Source organism: Streptomyces sp. NPDC048481 (genome assembly GCF_043200075.1).
Taxonomy (GTDB): Bacteria; Actinomycetota; Actinomycetes; order Streptomycetales; family Streptomycetaceae; genus Streptomyces.
The window spans coordinates 437,492-453,107 of sequence record NZ_JBICXC010000004.1 but is presented as its reverse complement, the minus strand read 5'-3'; the positions used below and the strand labels follow the sequence as shown (position 1 = coordinate 453,107).

14 protein-coding genes are annotated in these 15,616 nt (G+C 73.1%); 8 read left to right on the top strand and 6 right to left on the bottom strand.

Going from position 1 to position 15,616, the window contains the following annotated elements:
* The first annotated feature begins 10 nt into the window (after positions 1-10).
* From ACGFSH_RS16070 to ACGFSH_RS16045, 6 genes are read left to right on the top strand one after another with little or no spacing between them, the layout of a single operon-like run.
* Positions 11-454 carry a cupin domain-containing protein gene (locus tag ACGFSH_RS16070; RefSeq protein ID WP_329407474.1) on the top strand — a complete coding sequence of 148 codons (444 nt, stop codon included), beginning with the start codon at positions 11-13 and terminating at the stop codon, positions 452-454.
* Positions 451-1,719, top strand: a complete 1,269-nt coding sequence (locus ACGFSH_RS16065) for a beta-ketoacyl-[acyl-carrier-protein] synthase family protein (protein ID WP_393348844.1) — start codon at positions 451-453, stop codon at positions 1,717-1,719. The genes ACGFSH_RS16070 and ACGFSH_RS16065 overlap by 4 nt, the downstream gene beginning before the upstream one ends.
* Positions 1,716-2,966, top strand: a complete 1,251-nt coding sequence (locus tag ACGFSH_RS16060; protein WP_393348842.1) for a ketosynthase chain-length factor — start codon at positions 1,716-1,718, stop codon at positions 2,964-2,966. The genes ACGFSH_RS16065 and ACGFSH_RS16060 overlap by 4 nt, the downstream gene beginning before the upstream one ends.
* A gap of 53 nt (positions 2,967-3,019) precedes the next feature.
* Entirely contained in the window at positions 3,020-3,274 is a 255-nt protein-coding gene (locus tag ACGFSH_RS16055; protein WP_393348840.1) for an acyl carrier protein, read from the top strand.
* A 1-nt stretch (position 3,275) separates the two neighbouring features.
* Positions 3,276-3,755: an SRPBCC family protein gene (locus ACGFSH_RS16050; RefSeq protein ID WP_393348838.1), complete on the top strand. Its 480-nt coding sequence runs from the start codon at positions 3,276-3,278 to the stop codon at positions 3,753-3,755.
* Positions 3,756-3,775: 20 nt separating this feature from the next.
* Positions 3,776-4,108: a TcmI family type II polyketide cyclase gene (locus ACGFSH_RS16045; RefSeq protein WP_069772252.1), complete on the top strand. Its 333-nt coding sequence runs from the start codon at positions 3,776-3,778 to the stop codon at positions 4,106-4,108.
* A gap of 90 nt (positions 4,109-4,198) precedes the next feature.
* On the opposite strand, the gene ACGFSH_RS16040 is transcribed toward ACGFSH_RS16045, so the two are convergent.
* The 6 genes from ACGFSH_RS16040 to ACGFSH_RS16015 all read right to left on the bottom strand — a co-directional run bounded on the left by ACGFSH_RS16040 (position 4,199) and on the right by ACGFSH_RS16015 (position 12,067).
* Positions 4,199-5,266: a methyltransferase gene (locus ACGFSH_RS16040; protein WP_393348836.1), complete on the bottom strand. Its 1,068-nt coding sequence runs from the start codon at positions 5,264-5,266 to the stop codon at positions 4,199-4,201.
* A 118-nt stretch (positions 5,267-5,384) separates the two neighbouring features.
* A complete protein-coding gene (locus ACGFSH_RS16035; protein ID WP_393348834.1) occupies positions 5,385-6,530 on the bottom strand; it encodes a nitrous oxide reductase family maturation protein NosD in 1,146 nt (381 codons plus the stop codon).
* A gap of 112 nt (positions 6,531-6,642) precedes the next feature.
* Positions 6,643-8,901: a nitrate- and nitrite sensing domain-containing protein gene (locus ACGFSH_RS16030; RefSeq protein WP_393348832.1), complete on the bottom strand. Its 2,259-nt coding sequence runs from the start codon at positions 8,899-8,901 to the stop codon at positions 6,643-6,645.
* Between the two features lie 254 nt (positions 8,902-9,155).
* Complete coding sequence (locus ACGFSH_RS16025) at positions 9,156-10,355, bottom strand: sugar ABC transporter permease (protein WP_393349168.1); 1,200 nt, start codon at positions 10,353-10,355, stop codon at positions 9,156-9,158.
* Positions 10,356-10,360: 5 nt separating this feature from the next.
* Positions 10,361-10,954, bottom strand: coding sequence for a sugar ABC transporter ATP-binding protein (locus ACGFSH_RS16020; RefSeq protein WP_393348830.1), 594 nt, complete (start codon positions 10,952-10,954; stop codon positions 10,361-10,363).
* A gap of 24 nt (positions 10,955-10,978) precedes the next feature.
* Positions 10,979-12,067 carry a sugar ABC transporter substrate-binding protein gene (locus ACGFSH_RS16015; RefSeq protein ID WP_393348828.1) on the bottom strand — a complete coding sequence of 363 codons (1,089 nt, stop codon included), beginning with the start codon at positions 12,065-12,067 and terminating at the stop codon, positions 10,979-10,981.
* Between the two features lie 121 nt (positions 12,068-12,188).
* On the opposite strand from ACGFSH_RS16015, the gene ACGFSH_RS16010 reads away from it, so the two are divergent.
* Both ACGFSH_RS16010 and ACGFSH_RS16005 read left to right on the top strand, forming a co-directional pair.
* The gene (locus ACGFSH_RS16010; protein ID WP_393348826.1) at positions 12,189-14,534 is read left to right on the top strand and encodes a SpoIIE family protein phosphatase; all 2,346 of its coding nucleotides are present in this window, start codon (positions 12,189-12,191) and stop codon (positions 14,532-14,534) included.
* Positions 14,531-15,616 carry a sugar ABC transporter substrate-binding protein gene (locus ACGFSH_RS16005; protein WP_393348824.1) on the top strand — a complete coding sequence of 362 codons (1,086 nt, stop codon included), beginning with the start codon at positions 14,531-14,533 and terminating at the stop codon, positions 15,614-15,616. Before ACGFSH_RS16010 ends, ACGFSH_RS16005 begins: the two co-directional genes overlap by 4 nt.

Sequence of the window (15,616 nt, the reverse complement as noted above, 5' to 3'; positions counted from 1 at the left end):
GAGGAACGTCGTGATCACATCCCGTCCCAGAGTCGTGGATCTCAGCGAGGTCGAGCCCAACACCCGCCGCGGCGGCGACCTGCGCGCCATGCTCACCCCCGCCACGGTCGGCTCGACCAGCGGTTTCATGGGCGTCGCCCTCATCAAGCCGGGCGACCGCATCGCCGAGCACTACCACCCGTACTCCGAGGAGTTCGTCTACGTGGTGTGCGGACAGCTGGAGGTGGACCTCGACGGCGAGGCGCAGGCCCTCCAGCCCGAGCAGGGGCTGATGATCCCCGTCGGCATGCGGCACCGCTTCCGCAACGTCGGCAACGTCGAGGCCCGCATGGTCTTCCACCTCGGTCCGCTGGCGCCCACCCCGCCGCTCGGCCACGTCGACACCGAGGAAGCCGACGCCGAGCCGGTGGTGATCGGCTCCGAGGCGGCCGCACGACGTCAGGTGCGGTCATGACCAGACGCGTCGCGGTCACCGGCATAGGCATCGTCGCCCCCGGCGGCATAGGCGTGCCGGCGTTCTGGAAGCTCCTGGCCGAGGGGCGCACGGCGACGCGCGGCATCACGTTCTTCGACCCGGCCGGCCTGCGCTCGCGGATCGCCGCCGAGTGCGACTTCGACCCGGCGGCCCACGGCCTGGACGCCCGCGACGCCGAACGGTGCGACCGCTACATCCAGTTCGCCATGGTCGCCGGAGACGAGGCGGTCCGCGACGCCGGTCTCGACCTCGCGGCCGAGAACCCCTGGCGGGTCGGCGTCTCCCTGGGCACCGCGGTCGGCGGCACCACCCGGCTGGAGAAGGACTACGTCCTCGTCAGCCACGGCGGGCAGCGCTGGGACGTGGACCACCGCGAGGCGGCCCCGCACCTGCACCGCGCGTTCACCCCCAGCACGCTGGCCTCCACGGTGGCGGAGCGCTTCGGGGCGCGCGGCCCGGTGCAGACCGTCTCCACCGGCTGCACCTCCGGACTGGACGCGGTCGGCTACGCCTTCCACACCGTCGAGGAGGGCCGGGCCGACATCTGCATAGCCGGCGCCTCGGACTCGCCGATCTCCCCGATCACCATGGCGTGCTTCGACGCGATCAAGGCGACCTCCTGCAACAACGACGACCCCGCCCACGCCTCGCGTCCCTTCGACGCCGACCGCGACGGGTTCGTGATGGGCGAGGGCGGCGCCGTGCTCGTCCTGGAGGAACTGGAGCACGCCCGCGCCCGCGGCGCCCACGTCTACTGCGAGCTGGGCGGGTACGCCACCTTCGGCAACGCCTACCACATGACCGGCCTGACCAGCGAGGGCCTGGAGATGGCACGGGCCATCGAGGACGCCCTCGACCACGCCCGCGTCGACGCCGGCGCGATCGACTACGTCAACGCGCACGGGTCGGGCACCAAGCAGAACGACCGTCACGAGACCGCCGCCGTGAAGCGGGTCCTGGGCGCGCACGCCTACGACACCCCGATGAGCTCCATCAAGTCCATGGTGGGCCACTCCCTGGGCGCGATCGGGGCGATCGAACTCGTCGCCTGCGTCCTGGCGCTGGCGCACCAGGTCGTGCCGCCGACCGCGAACTACGAGACGCCCGACCCCGAGTGCGACCTGGACTACGTCCCCCGTGTGGCCCGCGAGCGCAGGCTGAGCAGTGTGCTCTCGGTGGGCAGCGGGTTCGGCGGCTTCCAGTCCGCGGTGGTCATGAACCGGCCGAGGGAGAAGACACGATGAGCGAACCCCTTCAACGGCGCCCGGTCGTCACGGGAATCGGCGTGGTCGCGCCCAACGGCGCCGGCACGGAGACCTTCTGGAAGTCCACCAAGGAGGGCATCAGCGTTCTGGACCGGGTCACGCGCGAGGGCTGCGAGCACCTGCCGCTGCGGGTGGCGGGCCAGATCCGCGACTTCGACCCGTCCGCCGCGGTCGAGGAGCGCTACCTCGTCCAGACCGACCGGTTCACCCACTTCGCGATGGCCGCCGCCGACCAGGCGCTGGAGGACGCGGGCCTGAGCCGGGCCGAGACCGACGCCGCGCCGTACTCCGTGGGCGTGGTCACCGCGGCCGGTTCCGGCGGCGGCGAGTTCGGCCAGCGCGAACTTCAGCAGCTGTGGAGCAAAGGCAGCCGCCACGTCGGCCCCTACCAGTCCATCGCCTGGTTCTACGCCGCGAGCACCGGCCAGATCTCCATCCGCCGCGGCTTCAAGGGCCCCTGCTCGGTCGTCGCCGCCGACGAGGCCGGCGGCCTGGACGCCCTCGCCCACGCGGCGCGCGCCGTGCGCCGCGGCACCGACGTGATCGTCGCCGGGGCGACCGAGGCCCCGATCGCCCCGTACTCCGTCGTCTGCCAGCTCGGCTACGAGGAACTCTCCACGGTCGACGACCCGACCCGCGCCTACCGCCCGTTCACCTCCGCGGCCTGCGGGTTCGTGCCGGCCGAGGGCGGGGCCATGGTGGTGGTCGAGGCCGCCGGGACCGCCCGGGCGCGCGGGGCGCGGACGCGGGCCGTCCTCGCCGGACACGCGGCGACCTTCACCGGCGCCTCGCGCTGGGCCGAGTCCCGGGAAGGGCTCGCCCAGGCCGTCCGGGGAGCCCTGGAGGAGGCCCGCTGTGCCCCGGAGGAGATCGACGTGGTCTTCGCCGACGCCCTCGGCGTCCCGGAGGCGGACCGCGCCGAGGCGCTGGCCATCGTCGACGCGCTCGGCCCGCACGGGGCCCGGGTGCCCGTCACGGCGCCGAAGACCGGCATCGGGCGGGGGTACTGCGCGGCGCCGCTCACGGACGCCGCGGCGGCCGTGCTCACGATGGAGAACGGCCTGATCCCCCCGACCCCCAACGTCTTCGACGTCTGCCATGACCTCGACCTCGTGACCGGCCGCGCCCGCACCGCCGAGGTGCGCACGGCACTGGTCCTGAGCCGGGGACTCATGGGGTCGAACTCGGCGCTGGTGCTCCGGCACGGCGCCGCCGACGCCTCGTAGCGAGGCGCCGCCCAGCCAGGAGACAACGCTCAGCCAGGAGAGAAGAGGAACCGATGAGCGACCGCATCACCGTGGAAGAGCTGGCCGAACTCATGAAGAAGTCCGCCGGCGTCACCGTCGCCCCGGACCGGCTGCGGGAGCCGGAGACCGGCTTCGACACCCTCGGCGTGGACTCGCTGGGGCTGCTCGGCATCGTGGGCGAGCTGGAGAACCGGTACAGCACGCCGATGCCTCCCGACGCCGAACGCTCCAAGACGCCCCGCGAGTTCCTCGACCTCGTCAACAGCGCCCTCATGACAGGAGCCTGAGATGTCCGGACACACACAGAACGAGATCACCATCGCGGCGCCCCTGGACCTCGTCTGGGAGATCACCAACGATCTGGAGAACTGGCCGCGGCTGTTCACCGAGTACGCGTCCGTCGAGATCCTCTCCCGGGAGGGACGCAGGACGACCTTCCGGCTGACCATGCACCCGGACGAGAACGGGACCGTGTGGAGCTGGGTGTCGGAGCGCGAGCCGGACCGCGAGACGCGCACGGTCAGGGCCCGCCGGGTCGAGACGGGCCCGTTCGACCACATGAACATCCACTGGCGCTACGAGGAGGTCCCCGGCGGCACGCGGATGGTGTGGACGCAGGACTTCGCGATGAAGCCGGAGGCTCCGGTCGACGACGACTGGATGACCGACAACATCAACCGCAATTCCAAGGTCCAGATGGGCCTGATCCGGGACCGCATCGAGAAGGCCGCCGCCGAGCGCGGCGCCACTCCCGGACTGACCGACTGAGCCGGACGGAGAACGGTTCCATGCACCAGGCCCTCATCGTCGCCCGGATGGCCCCCGGATCGGCCCCCGACATCGCCAAGGTGTTCGAGGAGTCCGACCGGGGAGAGCTGCCGCACCTCGTCGGCGTCGTCCGGCGCAGCCTCTTCCAGTTCGGCGACGTCTACATGCACATGATCGAGTCGGAGCGCGAGCCCGGCCCCGCCATCGCGAAGATCACCGGACACCCCGAGTTCCGGGACGTGAGCGAGCGGCTGTCCGCGTACGTCAGCGCCTACGACCCCGAGACCTGGCGCTCCCCGAAGGACGCCATGGCGCAGCGCTTCTACCTGTGGGAGCGCGAGCCGGCCGGCTGACCCCGGCCGTCACCGGTCGCCGGGCCCGCGGCGCTGCGGGCCCGGCGACCGGTGGTCTGCGGGGGTGCGAGGGACGGAAGGGAGGCGCGGTCAGCCGCCGACGTGGCAGTCGAACGCGTGCAGGTAGGGGTTGACCGGGCTGATGTCGTCGATGACCAGGCCCGCGTCGGTCAGCCGGGCGACCATGCTCTCGGTGGTGTGCTTGGCCCCTCCGACGTTGAGCAGCAGCATCAGGTCCATGGCGGTGCTGAACCGCATCGACGGCGTGTCGTCGACGAGGTTCTCGATCACCACGACCCGTGCTCCGGGGCCGCCCGCCTCGCGCACGTTGCGCAGGGTGCGCGCCGTGCTCTCGTCGTCCCACTCCAGGATGTTCTTGATGACGTAGACGTCCGCCTGCACCGGCACCGCCTCGCGGACGTCGCCCGGCACCACGCGCGCCCGGTCGGCGAGGTCGCCGCCGGGGAGCAGCCTCGGCACCGCGTTCTCCACCACGCGCGGCAGGTCGAGCAGCGCCCCGTGCATCGTCGGGTACTTGTCCAGCAGGCTCGCCACCACGTGCCCCTGGCCGCCGCCGAGGTCCGCGACGGACGAGTTCCGCGACAGGTCGAGGAACTCCGCCACGTCCCGCGCCGACTGCACGCTGGACGTCGTCATGGCGCGGTTGAAGACGTCCGCCGACTCCGGGGCGTCCTCGTTGAGGTAGGGGAAGAACTCCTTGCCGTACAGGTCCTGCACGACGTTGCGGCCGGTGCGCACGGCCTCGTCCAGCAGCGGCCAGGCGTCCCACGTCCAGGGCTCGGTGCACCACAGGGTGATGGCGCGCAGGCTGCCCGGGTCGTCCTCGCGCAGCAGCCGGGAGACGTCGGTGTGCGCGAACGTCCCGTCGGCCTGCTCGGCGAAGACGCCGTAGCAGGACAGGGCCCGCAGGAGCCGGCGCAGCGGCTTGGGCTCGGTCTTCACTGCGGCCGCGAGGTCGGCCACGGGCATCGGGGCGTCGCCGAGGGCGTCGGCGACGCCCAGCCGGGCCGCCGCGCGCAGGGCGGCGGCGCACGCCGCCCCGAACGCGAGTTCCCTCAGCCGCATGGACGGGGGCGGGACGGGGGGCGCCCCCTGCACCGGCGGGTCGGAGAGCTCGCGAGGCTGAACGGTCGTCATCTGCCGCCTTCTTTCCTGCGTGGGTTCCTGAGTGCCTGAGGTTCCTGGAGTGCCGAGGCCGCCGGTGGCCGGGGTCTCGTGCCCGGTGCCCGGGTGAACGGCGTCGGCGGGCGGCCGTTCAGCACAGGCCGGCGGGCTGCGAGGCCCGGCACGAGTTGCCTTCGAAGGTGTTGCCCTTGCCGGCGGTGTCCGTGTTCACCAGGTCCGCGGGGGAGTTGCCGCGCAGGTCGTTGTCGCTGATGCGGTTGCGGTCGCTGGTGGTGCCCACGAAGCTCTTGAACAGCACGATGCCGCCCGAGAGCGGGGACGTGCCGGCGTTGTCCTCGATCACGTTGTGGGTGATCAGGCTGTCCTCGGCGCCGGTCAGCACGATCCCGGAGCCCTGGAGCGCGTCCAGCCGGGCGGTCTTGGGGCACGACTTGTTGTTGCGCACGATGCGGTTGTCGCGCACGGTCACGAGTCCGGCCTTCGGCTTGTTCTCGTCGCCGACGACGAAGACCGCGGCGCAGTTGCCGGTCAGGTGGTTGTGCGCGACGGTCAGGTTGCGCAGCCGGCGCACGGTGACGCCGATCCGGTTGCCCTCCAGCCGGTTGCGCTCGACCACCGTTCCGTCCGTGTCCGTGGCGCCCTGCTCCTGCGAGACGCTGTTGGCGAGGAACAGTCCCGCGTCGCCGTTGTCCCGGGCGGTGTTGCCCCGGAACACGCCCCGCACGGAGCCTTCCTGCGCGATGCCCCAGACCCCGTTCTTCAGGGCGGTCACGTTGCGCACGGTCAGGTGGTCGGTCGCCGCGGCGTAGACGCCGTTGCGGGTGAAGCCGGAGACGGTCAGGGCGGCGACGGTGACGTCCTCGACGCGGTCGCCCCCGGTGCCGACGACGCAGATGCCGTTGCCGCCCGCGGCGCAGGTGCCGACGGCCGCGGGCTCGGCCGTGCCCGAGGCCTTGGCCGTGCCTGTTGTCATGGCCGTGCCCGAAGCCTTGGCCGTGGCCGTGGTCTTCGCGGCGTCGGCGGCCGGTTCGAGCACCGTGCGCCGGCCCATGCCGCGCAGGGTCAGCCCGGGCGTGCTGATGGTGACGCTCTCGTGGTAGACGCCGAGGCTCAGCAGCACCGTGTCGCCGGGCCGGGCGGCGTCCACCGCCTTCTGGATCGACTCGCCCGGCTTGACCAGGTGGACCCTGTGCGCGGCGACGGGCGGGGCGGCGCCGAGGCCCGTGCCGAGGAGCGCCGCCGTGCACGCCAGGTATGCGATATGGCATTTCTTCATATTGCTGACGTTATGACCGGAAGGACCCTCAGGTGGTGTGATGGGCCATCCGGCGGCGTGTCCCGCCGCCGGATGCGCCGTCCTCGCTGTAAGGGGGCCGCGTCCGCGGGGCTCAGGGGGAGCGGTGGCCCCGGCCGCCGGGCGCCCGGCGGGGGAGGGGCCGGGGGCGGGCCGTCGCGGGCGGCGGCTCCTCGGCGGGCCGTGCTCCGGCCGGTTCGTCCTGCCAGGCCTCGTAGCCGCTGAACGCGTCGTCGGATCCGGAGCCGCCGCCCAGGGCGGACATCGCGTCGGCGTGGCGGGACTCCGGGACGTTCTTGACCATGGCCAGGGTGAGCGTGTCGGAGTCGGACGGGGCGTCGGCGGGGCGGTGGGCGAGGGTGTCGGGCAGCATGACGAGGGACGTCGTGCCCGACCGTTCGCCGGACGGCCGCAACTGCACGCGGACGCCGTGCTGTTCGGCCAGCCGGCCGACCACGAACAGTCCCATGTGCTGGGCGATGTCGACGTCGACGGTCGGCGGGTGGGCCAGCTTGTGGTTGATCGTCGCGAAGTCCTCCGCCGCCAGGCCGATGCCCTCGTCGTGGATCTCGACCATGATCCGGCCGTCGGGCAGCCGGGCCGCGGTCACCCGCACCTGTGAGCGGGGGGACGAGAACACGGTGGCGTTCTCCAGCAGTTCCGCGAGCAGGTGCACGAGGTCGGTCACCGCGCGGCCCTCGATGTGCACCTCGGGCAGGCCGGAGAAGTGGATGCGCTCGTACTGCTCCACCTCCGAGGAGGCGGCGCGGATCACGTCGACCAGCGGCAGCGGCCGGTCCCACGCCTGCGCGGGCTTCTCCCCGCCGAGCACGAGGAGGTTCTCGCCGTTGCGGCGCACGCGGGTGGCCAGATGGTCCAGCCGGAAGAGGTTCTCCAGCTGGTCCGGGTCGGTCTCGTTGTCCTCCAGGCTGGTGATCAGGGCGAGTTGGCGTTCGATCAGGGACTGGCTGCGGCGCGCGAGGTTGGTGAAGATCGCGTTGATGTTGCCGCGCAGCAGGGCCTGCTCGGCGGCGAGGCGGACGGCCTCGCGGTGGACGTGGTCGAAGGCCCGGGCCACCTCGCCGATCTCGTCGGTGGTGTCGATCGGGATCGGCGTCACCCGGACGTCGGCCCGGCGCGCGTCGGCCTGCGACATCTGCTCGATGAGGCTCGGCAGGCGCTTTTCGGCGATGTCGATGGCGGAGGCGCTCAGTCGGCGCATGCCGGTGCTCATCGTGCGCGCCACCCAGGAGGCGAGCAGGAAGGCGGCCAGCACCGAGGCGAGCACGAGCGCGGTGTTGGTGATGGCGTCGCGCCGCGCGTCGTCGGCGATGTCCTGGGCGCTCGCCAGCGCGGCGTCGGTGAGGTTCACCTGGACGCTGCGGTAGGCGTCGAAGCCCAGGGTGGACGCGGCGAAGAACGACTCGGGGGTGATGCCCTTCGCGGCGAGTTCGCCGGGCGGCGTCCCGTCGGCGATCGCGGTGATCATGTCGGCCATGGGGGGCGGGCTCACATAGGGACGACCCGCCGCCGACGCCTGCGCGGCGGCCTCGGCGCTCTGCTGTCTGCCGCGCGCCTCGGCGGCGGCGAGCGCCTGTCGCAGCCTTTCCGTGTCCTCGGCGGTTCCGGCGCCGGAGTATTCCTGGAGGCCGACCTGTTCGAGGTAGGCGTAGGAGCGGAACGAGGCGAGCTGGGCCTTCAGCTCCCCGGGGGCCAGGGCGGCGCGGTCCTCGACCAGCAGGTGGGTGCCGATGGAGCGGATGAGCGATTCGGTCGCCTGCGTCAGGGACACCGCGTAGAGCGTCCGGCCGAAACTCGTCCGGTTGTCGCTGCCGAAGCCGAGCTCGTTGGACAGCTCCATCAGGGGGTGCTGGACGGTGTGGTAGCTCTCCTCCGTCTGCACGCCGGACATCCGGGAGGTGAACGCGTTGGCCCGCACGGCGGCGAGCTGCTTCTCGCCGTCGCGGACCAGTCGCACGCGCCGCGTCAGACCGCTGGTCCCGGGCATCCTGGCGACCGCGCGGTCGAAGACCGCGGCGTCCGCGTCGGTCGTGGCACGGGCTTGCACGACCGCGTCCGAGACCTTCTTCTCGGTCAGCAGCGGGATGACCGAGACGTCGCGTTCGTTGATCGCGTCGCTGGCGTACTTGTTCGCCGCCTGGACGAGTTCGGCCACCCGGACCGCGTCGTCGGCGTCCTGCCAGGTGTCCACCGAGCGTTTCACCCGCACGCCCCCGAGCACGAGGGCGACGAGCACCGGGATGAGCAGGACGGCGCGCAGCCGTCGGCCCACCGGCCAGTTGCTGGTGAGGGATCTTCTTCGTCCCTCCGCTGCGGGTGAGCTGTTCGGCACGGTCGTCCTATCGCCTGGAACGCGGCGCACGTGACGCGCCGTTCTTCCCTCACTACGGGGAGACGGCGGCGCTGCGTTCAAAAGTGGTGCAAGTTTCACCAAAATCGGAACGGCACCACCGTAGACCGCACGCGGTCACCGCACAGCCGAACGGAGATACTCATGTCCGCACAAAGTCGAGTCCGCATCGGCGCTGCCGCGCACCCCCGGGCCGGGCCGGCCCCCGTGCACCCCCGGGCCGGCCCGTGCTCCCGTCAGGCCCGGCCGGTCGCCCCGTGAGAGCGGCGTGACAGCGAGTCGATGACCACCGCGGCGAACAGCACCCCGCCCGTGATCACGAACTGGACGGCCGGGGGAGTGTCCGTGATCGCCATGCCCGAGGCGATCGACTGGATGACCAGCATGCCGAGCACCGCCGACCACGTCGTGCCACGCCCGCCGAACAGACTGGTGCCGCCGATGACGGCCGCCGCGATAGCGTTGACCAGCAGCACGCCCGACCCCGACGTCTGACTGACCGAGGTGATCCGCGAGGCCAGGAACAGACCCCCGATCGCGGCCATGGTCCCCGACGTCGCGAGGACCGCCGTCTGCACCCGCGTCACGTCGATGCTCGCGCGCCGGGACGCCTCGATGCTGCCGCCGAGCGCGTACACCTGCCGTCCGTGGTGCGTGCGGCGCAGCACGACGTCGAGGACCGCGACCAGCACCAGGAAGACCAGCAACGCCAGCGGCAGCCCCTGGAACCGGTTGAGCGCGTAGGCGACGGAGAACGCGAGCACGGCGGTGCCCCCGGTGCGCACCAGGACGGCGCGCAGCGAGCGGTGCGGCATGCCGACGGCCCGGCGGCGGCGCCGGGCCCGGTCGGACACGAGGAAGACCGCCGCCGCGGCCACCGCCGCCAGACCGTAGGCCACCGCGTCGTCGGTGAAGTAGTAGCTGGTCAGCCGGGCGACCAGCCCGTTCTCGTCGAGGTTGACGGTGCCGCTGTTCCCGAGCACGGCCAGCATCAGGCCGTTCCAGGTGAGCAGCCCGGCGAGCGTGACCACGAACGCGGGCACCCGGGTTCTGGCGACGGAGTAGCCCTGCACCGTGCCCGCCACGGTGCCCACGAGCACCGCGACGACGAGCGCGAGCCACTCCGGCACCCCGTTGTCGACGTTCAGCACGGCGAAGACCGCCGCCGCCAGACCGCTGATCGACCCGACGGACAGGTCGACCTGTCCGAGCAGCAGCACGAAGACGATGCCGACCGCGATCATCCCCGTCCCCACGATGTCCACACCGAGGTTGGACAGGTTGCGCGGCGAGAGGAAGTTCTGGTTGAGGCACTGGAAGGTGATCCAGACGACGGCCAGGACGAGGACGACGGGGAGCGACCCCAGTTCGCCGGCGCGCAGCCTGCGCCGGACGGCCTCGACCGCGCTGCGCGCACCACGGGAGACGACCCGCATGCTCTTCACCACCCCGCCTCCCGGCCGGCCGGCCGGCGGGGCACGTTCTGCGTGGCGCCGGTGATGGACGAGACGATCTGTTCCCGGGACGCGGTGTCCACGTCGCCCGGGCCGTGGCCGATGAACGGGACGCCGGGACCGCGGCCCCGCGACCGGTCTACCAGGTCGAGGACCTCGGGGGTCCGCTCGGAGCCCAGCGCGGCCGTGGGTTCGTCCAGGAGGAGCACGCGCAAGTCGTCCGGGAGCGGGCGGGCGACGGCGACCGTCCGCCGCCGGCCGCCGCGGAGCGGCACGACCGGCCCGCGCGGGCCGGCCGGTCCGCGCGGTCCTCCGGTCGGCCGTTCCGGCGGCCGCCCGCCGGTACGGCGGCGCTCCGTCTCCACCCCCTCCAGGAACCCGGACCGGCGGATCCCGCGGCCCCACGGGCTCCCGAGGGTGTCGAGATCCCCGTACGGGGCGGGGTCGCGGTGGACGGCGGCGATGCCAGGTTCCCGGGCGTGGTGCGGACGCCGGACGCGGACCGGCCGCCCCTGCCGCCCGATGGCGCCCCTCTCCGCCGGGGCGGCCCCGGGGGCGGCCGGCAAGGGGGGAGCCGGCACGGGAACCACCTCCTCGGTCGCGGGTCAGGTCAGTCCGGCGCGGGCGCAGGCGGCGCGCAGCCGCGGGACGCAGATCTGCCCGACCGTGTGCAGGCCGTCCTTGACGACCGTGTCCCCGATGTTGTCGGCCGTCACGGACACCGGCGTGAGCAGCACCGAGGCGACGGCCTGTCCGCCGCGCGTCGGCACCTCCCCGGTGGCCACCGGCCCGAGACTCTCCCCGCGCGCCGCCGCCACGGCCATGGCGCCGCCCGCGGCGGCCTCCGGGCCGAACGGCTTGAACACCGTCATGTACTGGTCGCCCCCGACGATCCTCCGCAGCGCCGACAGTTCGGCGTCCTGCCCGGTGACCGGCGGCAGCGGACGGACCTTGTTCGCCTTGAGGGCGGAGATGGTCCCGCCGGCCAGTCCGTCGTTGGCGGCGTACACCCCGTCGACGGCGTCGTCGCCCAGGGCCGCGAGCGCCCCGGACATGTTCATGTTGGCGATCTCCGGCCGCCACTGCGGGGTGTCGTAGGCCTTGCCGATCTTCACCTTCCCGTCGAGCACGGAGAGCGCGCCGCGCCGGAAGGCCCGCGCGTTGGGATCGCCGGGATCGCCGTTCATCATCACGATCCGGGCGCCGGGCACCTTGTCGCCCATCGCCTTCAGCAGCGCGCGGCCCTGGAGCCTGCCCACCTCCACGCCGTCGAAGGAGACGTAACCGGAGATCGGGCCCTCGGCCAGGCGGTCGTAGGCGATGACCGGGATGCCGGCGGCGTGGGCCTGCGAGACCGAGGGGGCCAGCGCGCGGGCGTCCACGGGGACGAGCACGACGGCGTCCACGCCCCTGGTGATCATCGCGTCCATCTGCTCCTGCTGGAGGGCCACGTCGCCCTTGGCGTTGGCGTGTTCGACCGTGCAGGCCGCGCACAGCTCCCGGATCCGCTTCTCCAGCAGGGGCCGGTCCTGCGTCTCCCAGCGTGCCGTCGTCACGTCCGGCAGCAGCAGACCGATGCGCGGTCCGCCCCGTGCGGCGGGGCCGCCGTCCGCGTCCGCCCCGCAGGCCGCCAGCACGAAGGCGGTGGAGACGGCCGTCACGGCGGCGGCGGTGTCCCGAATGCAGGCCTTCATATGCGATACCCGCCGTAGACGACAATAAGGTGGATATGTTCGGTTGATCCTTGTATGCGATTCTGGTGGGTGGGTGCCCCGATCTCAACCTGTCGGCACCTGCGGCAGGACGGGAGGTACGGTGCGCAGATGCCTCGACCGGACCCTGGCCTTCGCCGGAGCGGCACAGGCCGCGGTCTACGCGCCCGCAGCCGGCGAGGGGGAACTGCGGCTGATGGACGCCTCCGGCGACGCCCCCCTCGGCGTCCGGCCGCCGGACCGGCTGGAGATGTCGGGCGACTCGCCCGCCGCACGCGCCTACCGGACCGACCGGCCCCTGTGGCTCACCGCGCGGCCCCCGATCGGCGTGCTGCCCCTCGACGCGGACGGCCGGCGGCTGGGCTGCCTCGTCCTCCAGGGCGCGGCGGACGGCTTCGACCTCGAGCAGCGCCGGTTCCTCGAACGCTATGCCGACGCGCTCGCCGTCCTCCTGCGCCCGGTCGCCGACGCGCCCGCACCGGTGCCGCTGCTCGTACCCGCCCTGCGCAGCCTGCGCGTCGGTTCGTTCGTCCTGTTCCCCGACACCGGCCTGATCGAGGCCGACGAGACGCTCCTGGACCTGGTCGGCATCACCCCCGACGACTTCGACGGCAAGGTCGACACCCTCCTCGCCCATGCCCTGCCCGAGGACATGCACGCCCTGATGTCGGTCCTGGAGCCGTCCGCCCAGGCCACCGTCCGACGGGACCTGGAGTTCCGGGTCCGCGGCCCCACCGGCGAGATGCGCTGGCTGAGCCTGAGCTGCCGCGTGGCGGGAGGCGCCCCCGACGCGCCCGGAGAGGTGCTGGGCGTGGTGACGGCCACGCCGGTCCTGCGCCGCGGCACCGACGACGTCGCCCGTATCCAGTGGCTGACCGCCGCCCTCGACGACGCCGCCACCGTCCGCGACGTCGGCCGCGTCGTGGTCTCCGCCCTGCGCGAGCCGCTGGGCGCCGACCGGGTGGCCCTCGCCGCCATCCAGGACGACCGGCTCCTGGTCACCGTCCTCGACCCGCCCCGGCCGAGCGCCTGGCCCGAGGTGTGGCGCAGCGAGTGGCGCACCGAGTGGCCGGACGCGCCGCTGCGCGCCCTGCCCACCCTCCAGGCCGCCCTGCGCGACGGCCGGATGGACCTGTGGCCCGCCGGCACCGGCTTCGAACCCGGACTGACCGGCGTCGGCGACGGCGGACTGGCCGTCCTGCCGCTGCCCGCCAAGGGCCAGGTCACCGGCGTGTGCCTGGTCGGCTGGGAGCGCCCCCACGAGTTCGTCCCCGAGGAACGCTCCCTGCTCACCGCCACCGCGTCTCTCGTCGGCCAGGCCCTCAAGCGGGCCCACGCCCACGACGCCGAGCAGGAACTCGCCACGATGCTCCAGCGCAGTCTGCTGCCCCGGCGGCTGCCCGAACTGCCCGGCGGCACCGCCGTCGCCCGCTATCTGCCCGCAAAGCGCGGCCTCCAGGTGGGCGGCGACTGGTACGACGTCATCGCCCTCTCCGAGGACCGGGTGGCCCTGGTCATCGGCGACGTCCAGGGACACAGCGCCGGCGCCGCGACGATCATGGGCCAGATGCGCACCGCGGTCCGGGCCTACGCCATGGAGGGCCACCCGCCCGACGTGGTCGTCTCGCACGCCAACCGGCTCCTCGTAGCCATGGAGACCGACCTCTTCGCCACCTGCTGCTACGCCGAACTCGACATGGAGGAGGGCAACACCCTCTTCGTGCGGGCCGGTCACCTCGCCCCCCTGGTCCGCGGCCCCGACGGCGTCGCCGAGGAGATCGAGGTGGCGGGCGGACCGCCGCTGGGCATCCTCGCCGAGGCGGACTTTCCCATGACGGCCGTCGAACTGGCGCCCGGCGCCGTCCTCGCCCTGGTCACCGACGGTCTGGTCGAGGCCGCCGACCTGCCCCTGGACGAGGGCATGCGCCGCACCCGCGCCGCACTCGCCGCCGCCGATCCCGCGGACCCGGGCGCCATGGCCGACGCACTGCTCGGCGACCTCGGCCGCCGCGAGGACGACGTGGCGCTGCTGCTCCTGCGCTACGACGGCATGAAGACCCGCCCCATCCGGGCCGGATGGATGGTGTGGCGGCTGCCCGACGCGGTCATGCACGCCCGCCGCTTCACCGCGCGCACCCTGCGCCGCTGGAAGGTCCGGGAGGCGGCCGACGCCGTGCTGCTCGTCGTCTCCGAACTCGTCACCAACGCCCTGGTGCACACCCAGGGGCCGGTCCGGCTCGACCTGATCCTGCGCGGCGACCGGGTCCGCGTCTGCGTGAGCGACTCCTCGCCGCGCGCGCCCGCCAAGCCCGTCATCGTCGACTGGGAGTCGACCGGCGGCCGTGGCCTGCTGCTCGTCGAGGCCATGTCGGACGCGTTCGGCTCGGTGCCGGTGGCCGGCGGCAAACAGGTGTGGAGCGAGATCACCGTTGCGGAGGGAGCGCCGTGACGATCCGCCGGCAGCAGGTGCTCGCGGTGCTCACCGCGGCCCTCGTAGCGATCGCGCTGGCCTCCTGCGGGGGCGGCGGGCAGCGGCCGGCCCGGGACGGCTTCACCGTGGGCCTGCTGCTGCCGAGCCGCGCGGTCCCGCGCTGGGAGCACTCCGACCGGCCGCTGATCGAGGCGCAGGTGCGCAGACTGTGCCCCGGCTGCACCGTGGAGTACGCCAACGCCGAGAACGACGTGACCCGGCAGCGCCAGCAACTGGTCTCCATGGTCACCAAGGGGGCCAAGGTCATCGTCCTGGACGCGGCGGACACCCGGGCGGTCCGCTCCTCCGTGCAGGAGGCCGACCGGGCGGGCGTCAAGGTCATCGCCTACGACCGTCTCGCCGAGGGCCCCGTCACCGGCTACGTCGGCTTCGACGCGCTGCGCATCGGGCGGCTCCAGGGCGAGGCGCTGCTCAAGGGCATGGGGCGGCGGGCCGGGGGAGGGGACGTCGTCATGATGAACGGCGACCCGTCCGGCCCCAACGCGGCCCGGTACAAGAAGGGGGCGCTGTCCGTCCTGTCCGGCCAGGTACGGGTCGCCCGCTCGTACGACACCCTCGACTGGAGCACCCAGAACGCCCACGGCAACATGTCCGCCGCCATCGCGGCCCTCGGCCCGGACCGGATCGACGGCGTGCTCGCGGCCAACGACTCCATCGCGGCCGGCGTCGTCGCCGCCCTGAAGAGCGCCGGCGTCACGAAATTCCCGCCCGTCACCGGCCAGGACGCCGACCTCGACGCCGTACGACGCATCGTCCGGGGCGAGCAGTACATGACGGTGTACAAGCCGTTCAAGGACGAGGCGGCCGCGGCGGCCGCGATGGCGGTCTCCGTCGGACGGGGCGAGGATCCGCGCGACGGCGCGACCACCACCACCGACAGCCCCACCACCGCCCGCATCCCGTCCGTCCTGCTCACCGCGGAAGCGGTGACCGTCGACGACATCCGGCGCGTCCTGGTCGACCACGGCGTCTACACCGTCGCCCGCATCTGCACCCCCGGGCTCCGGACCGCCTGCGAACGGGCCGGCCTCACCCCTTGA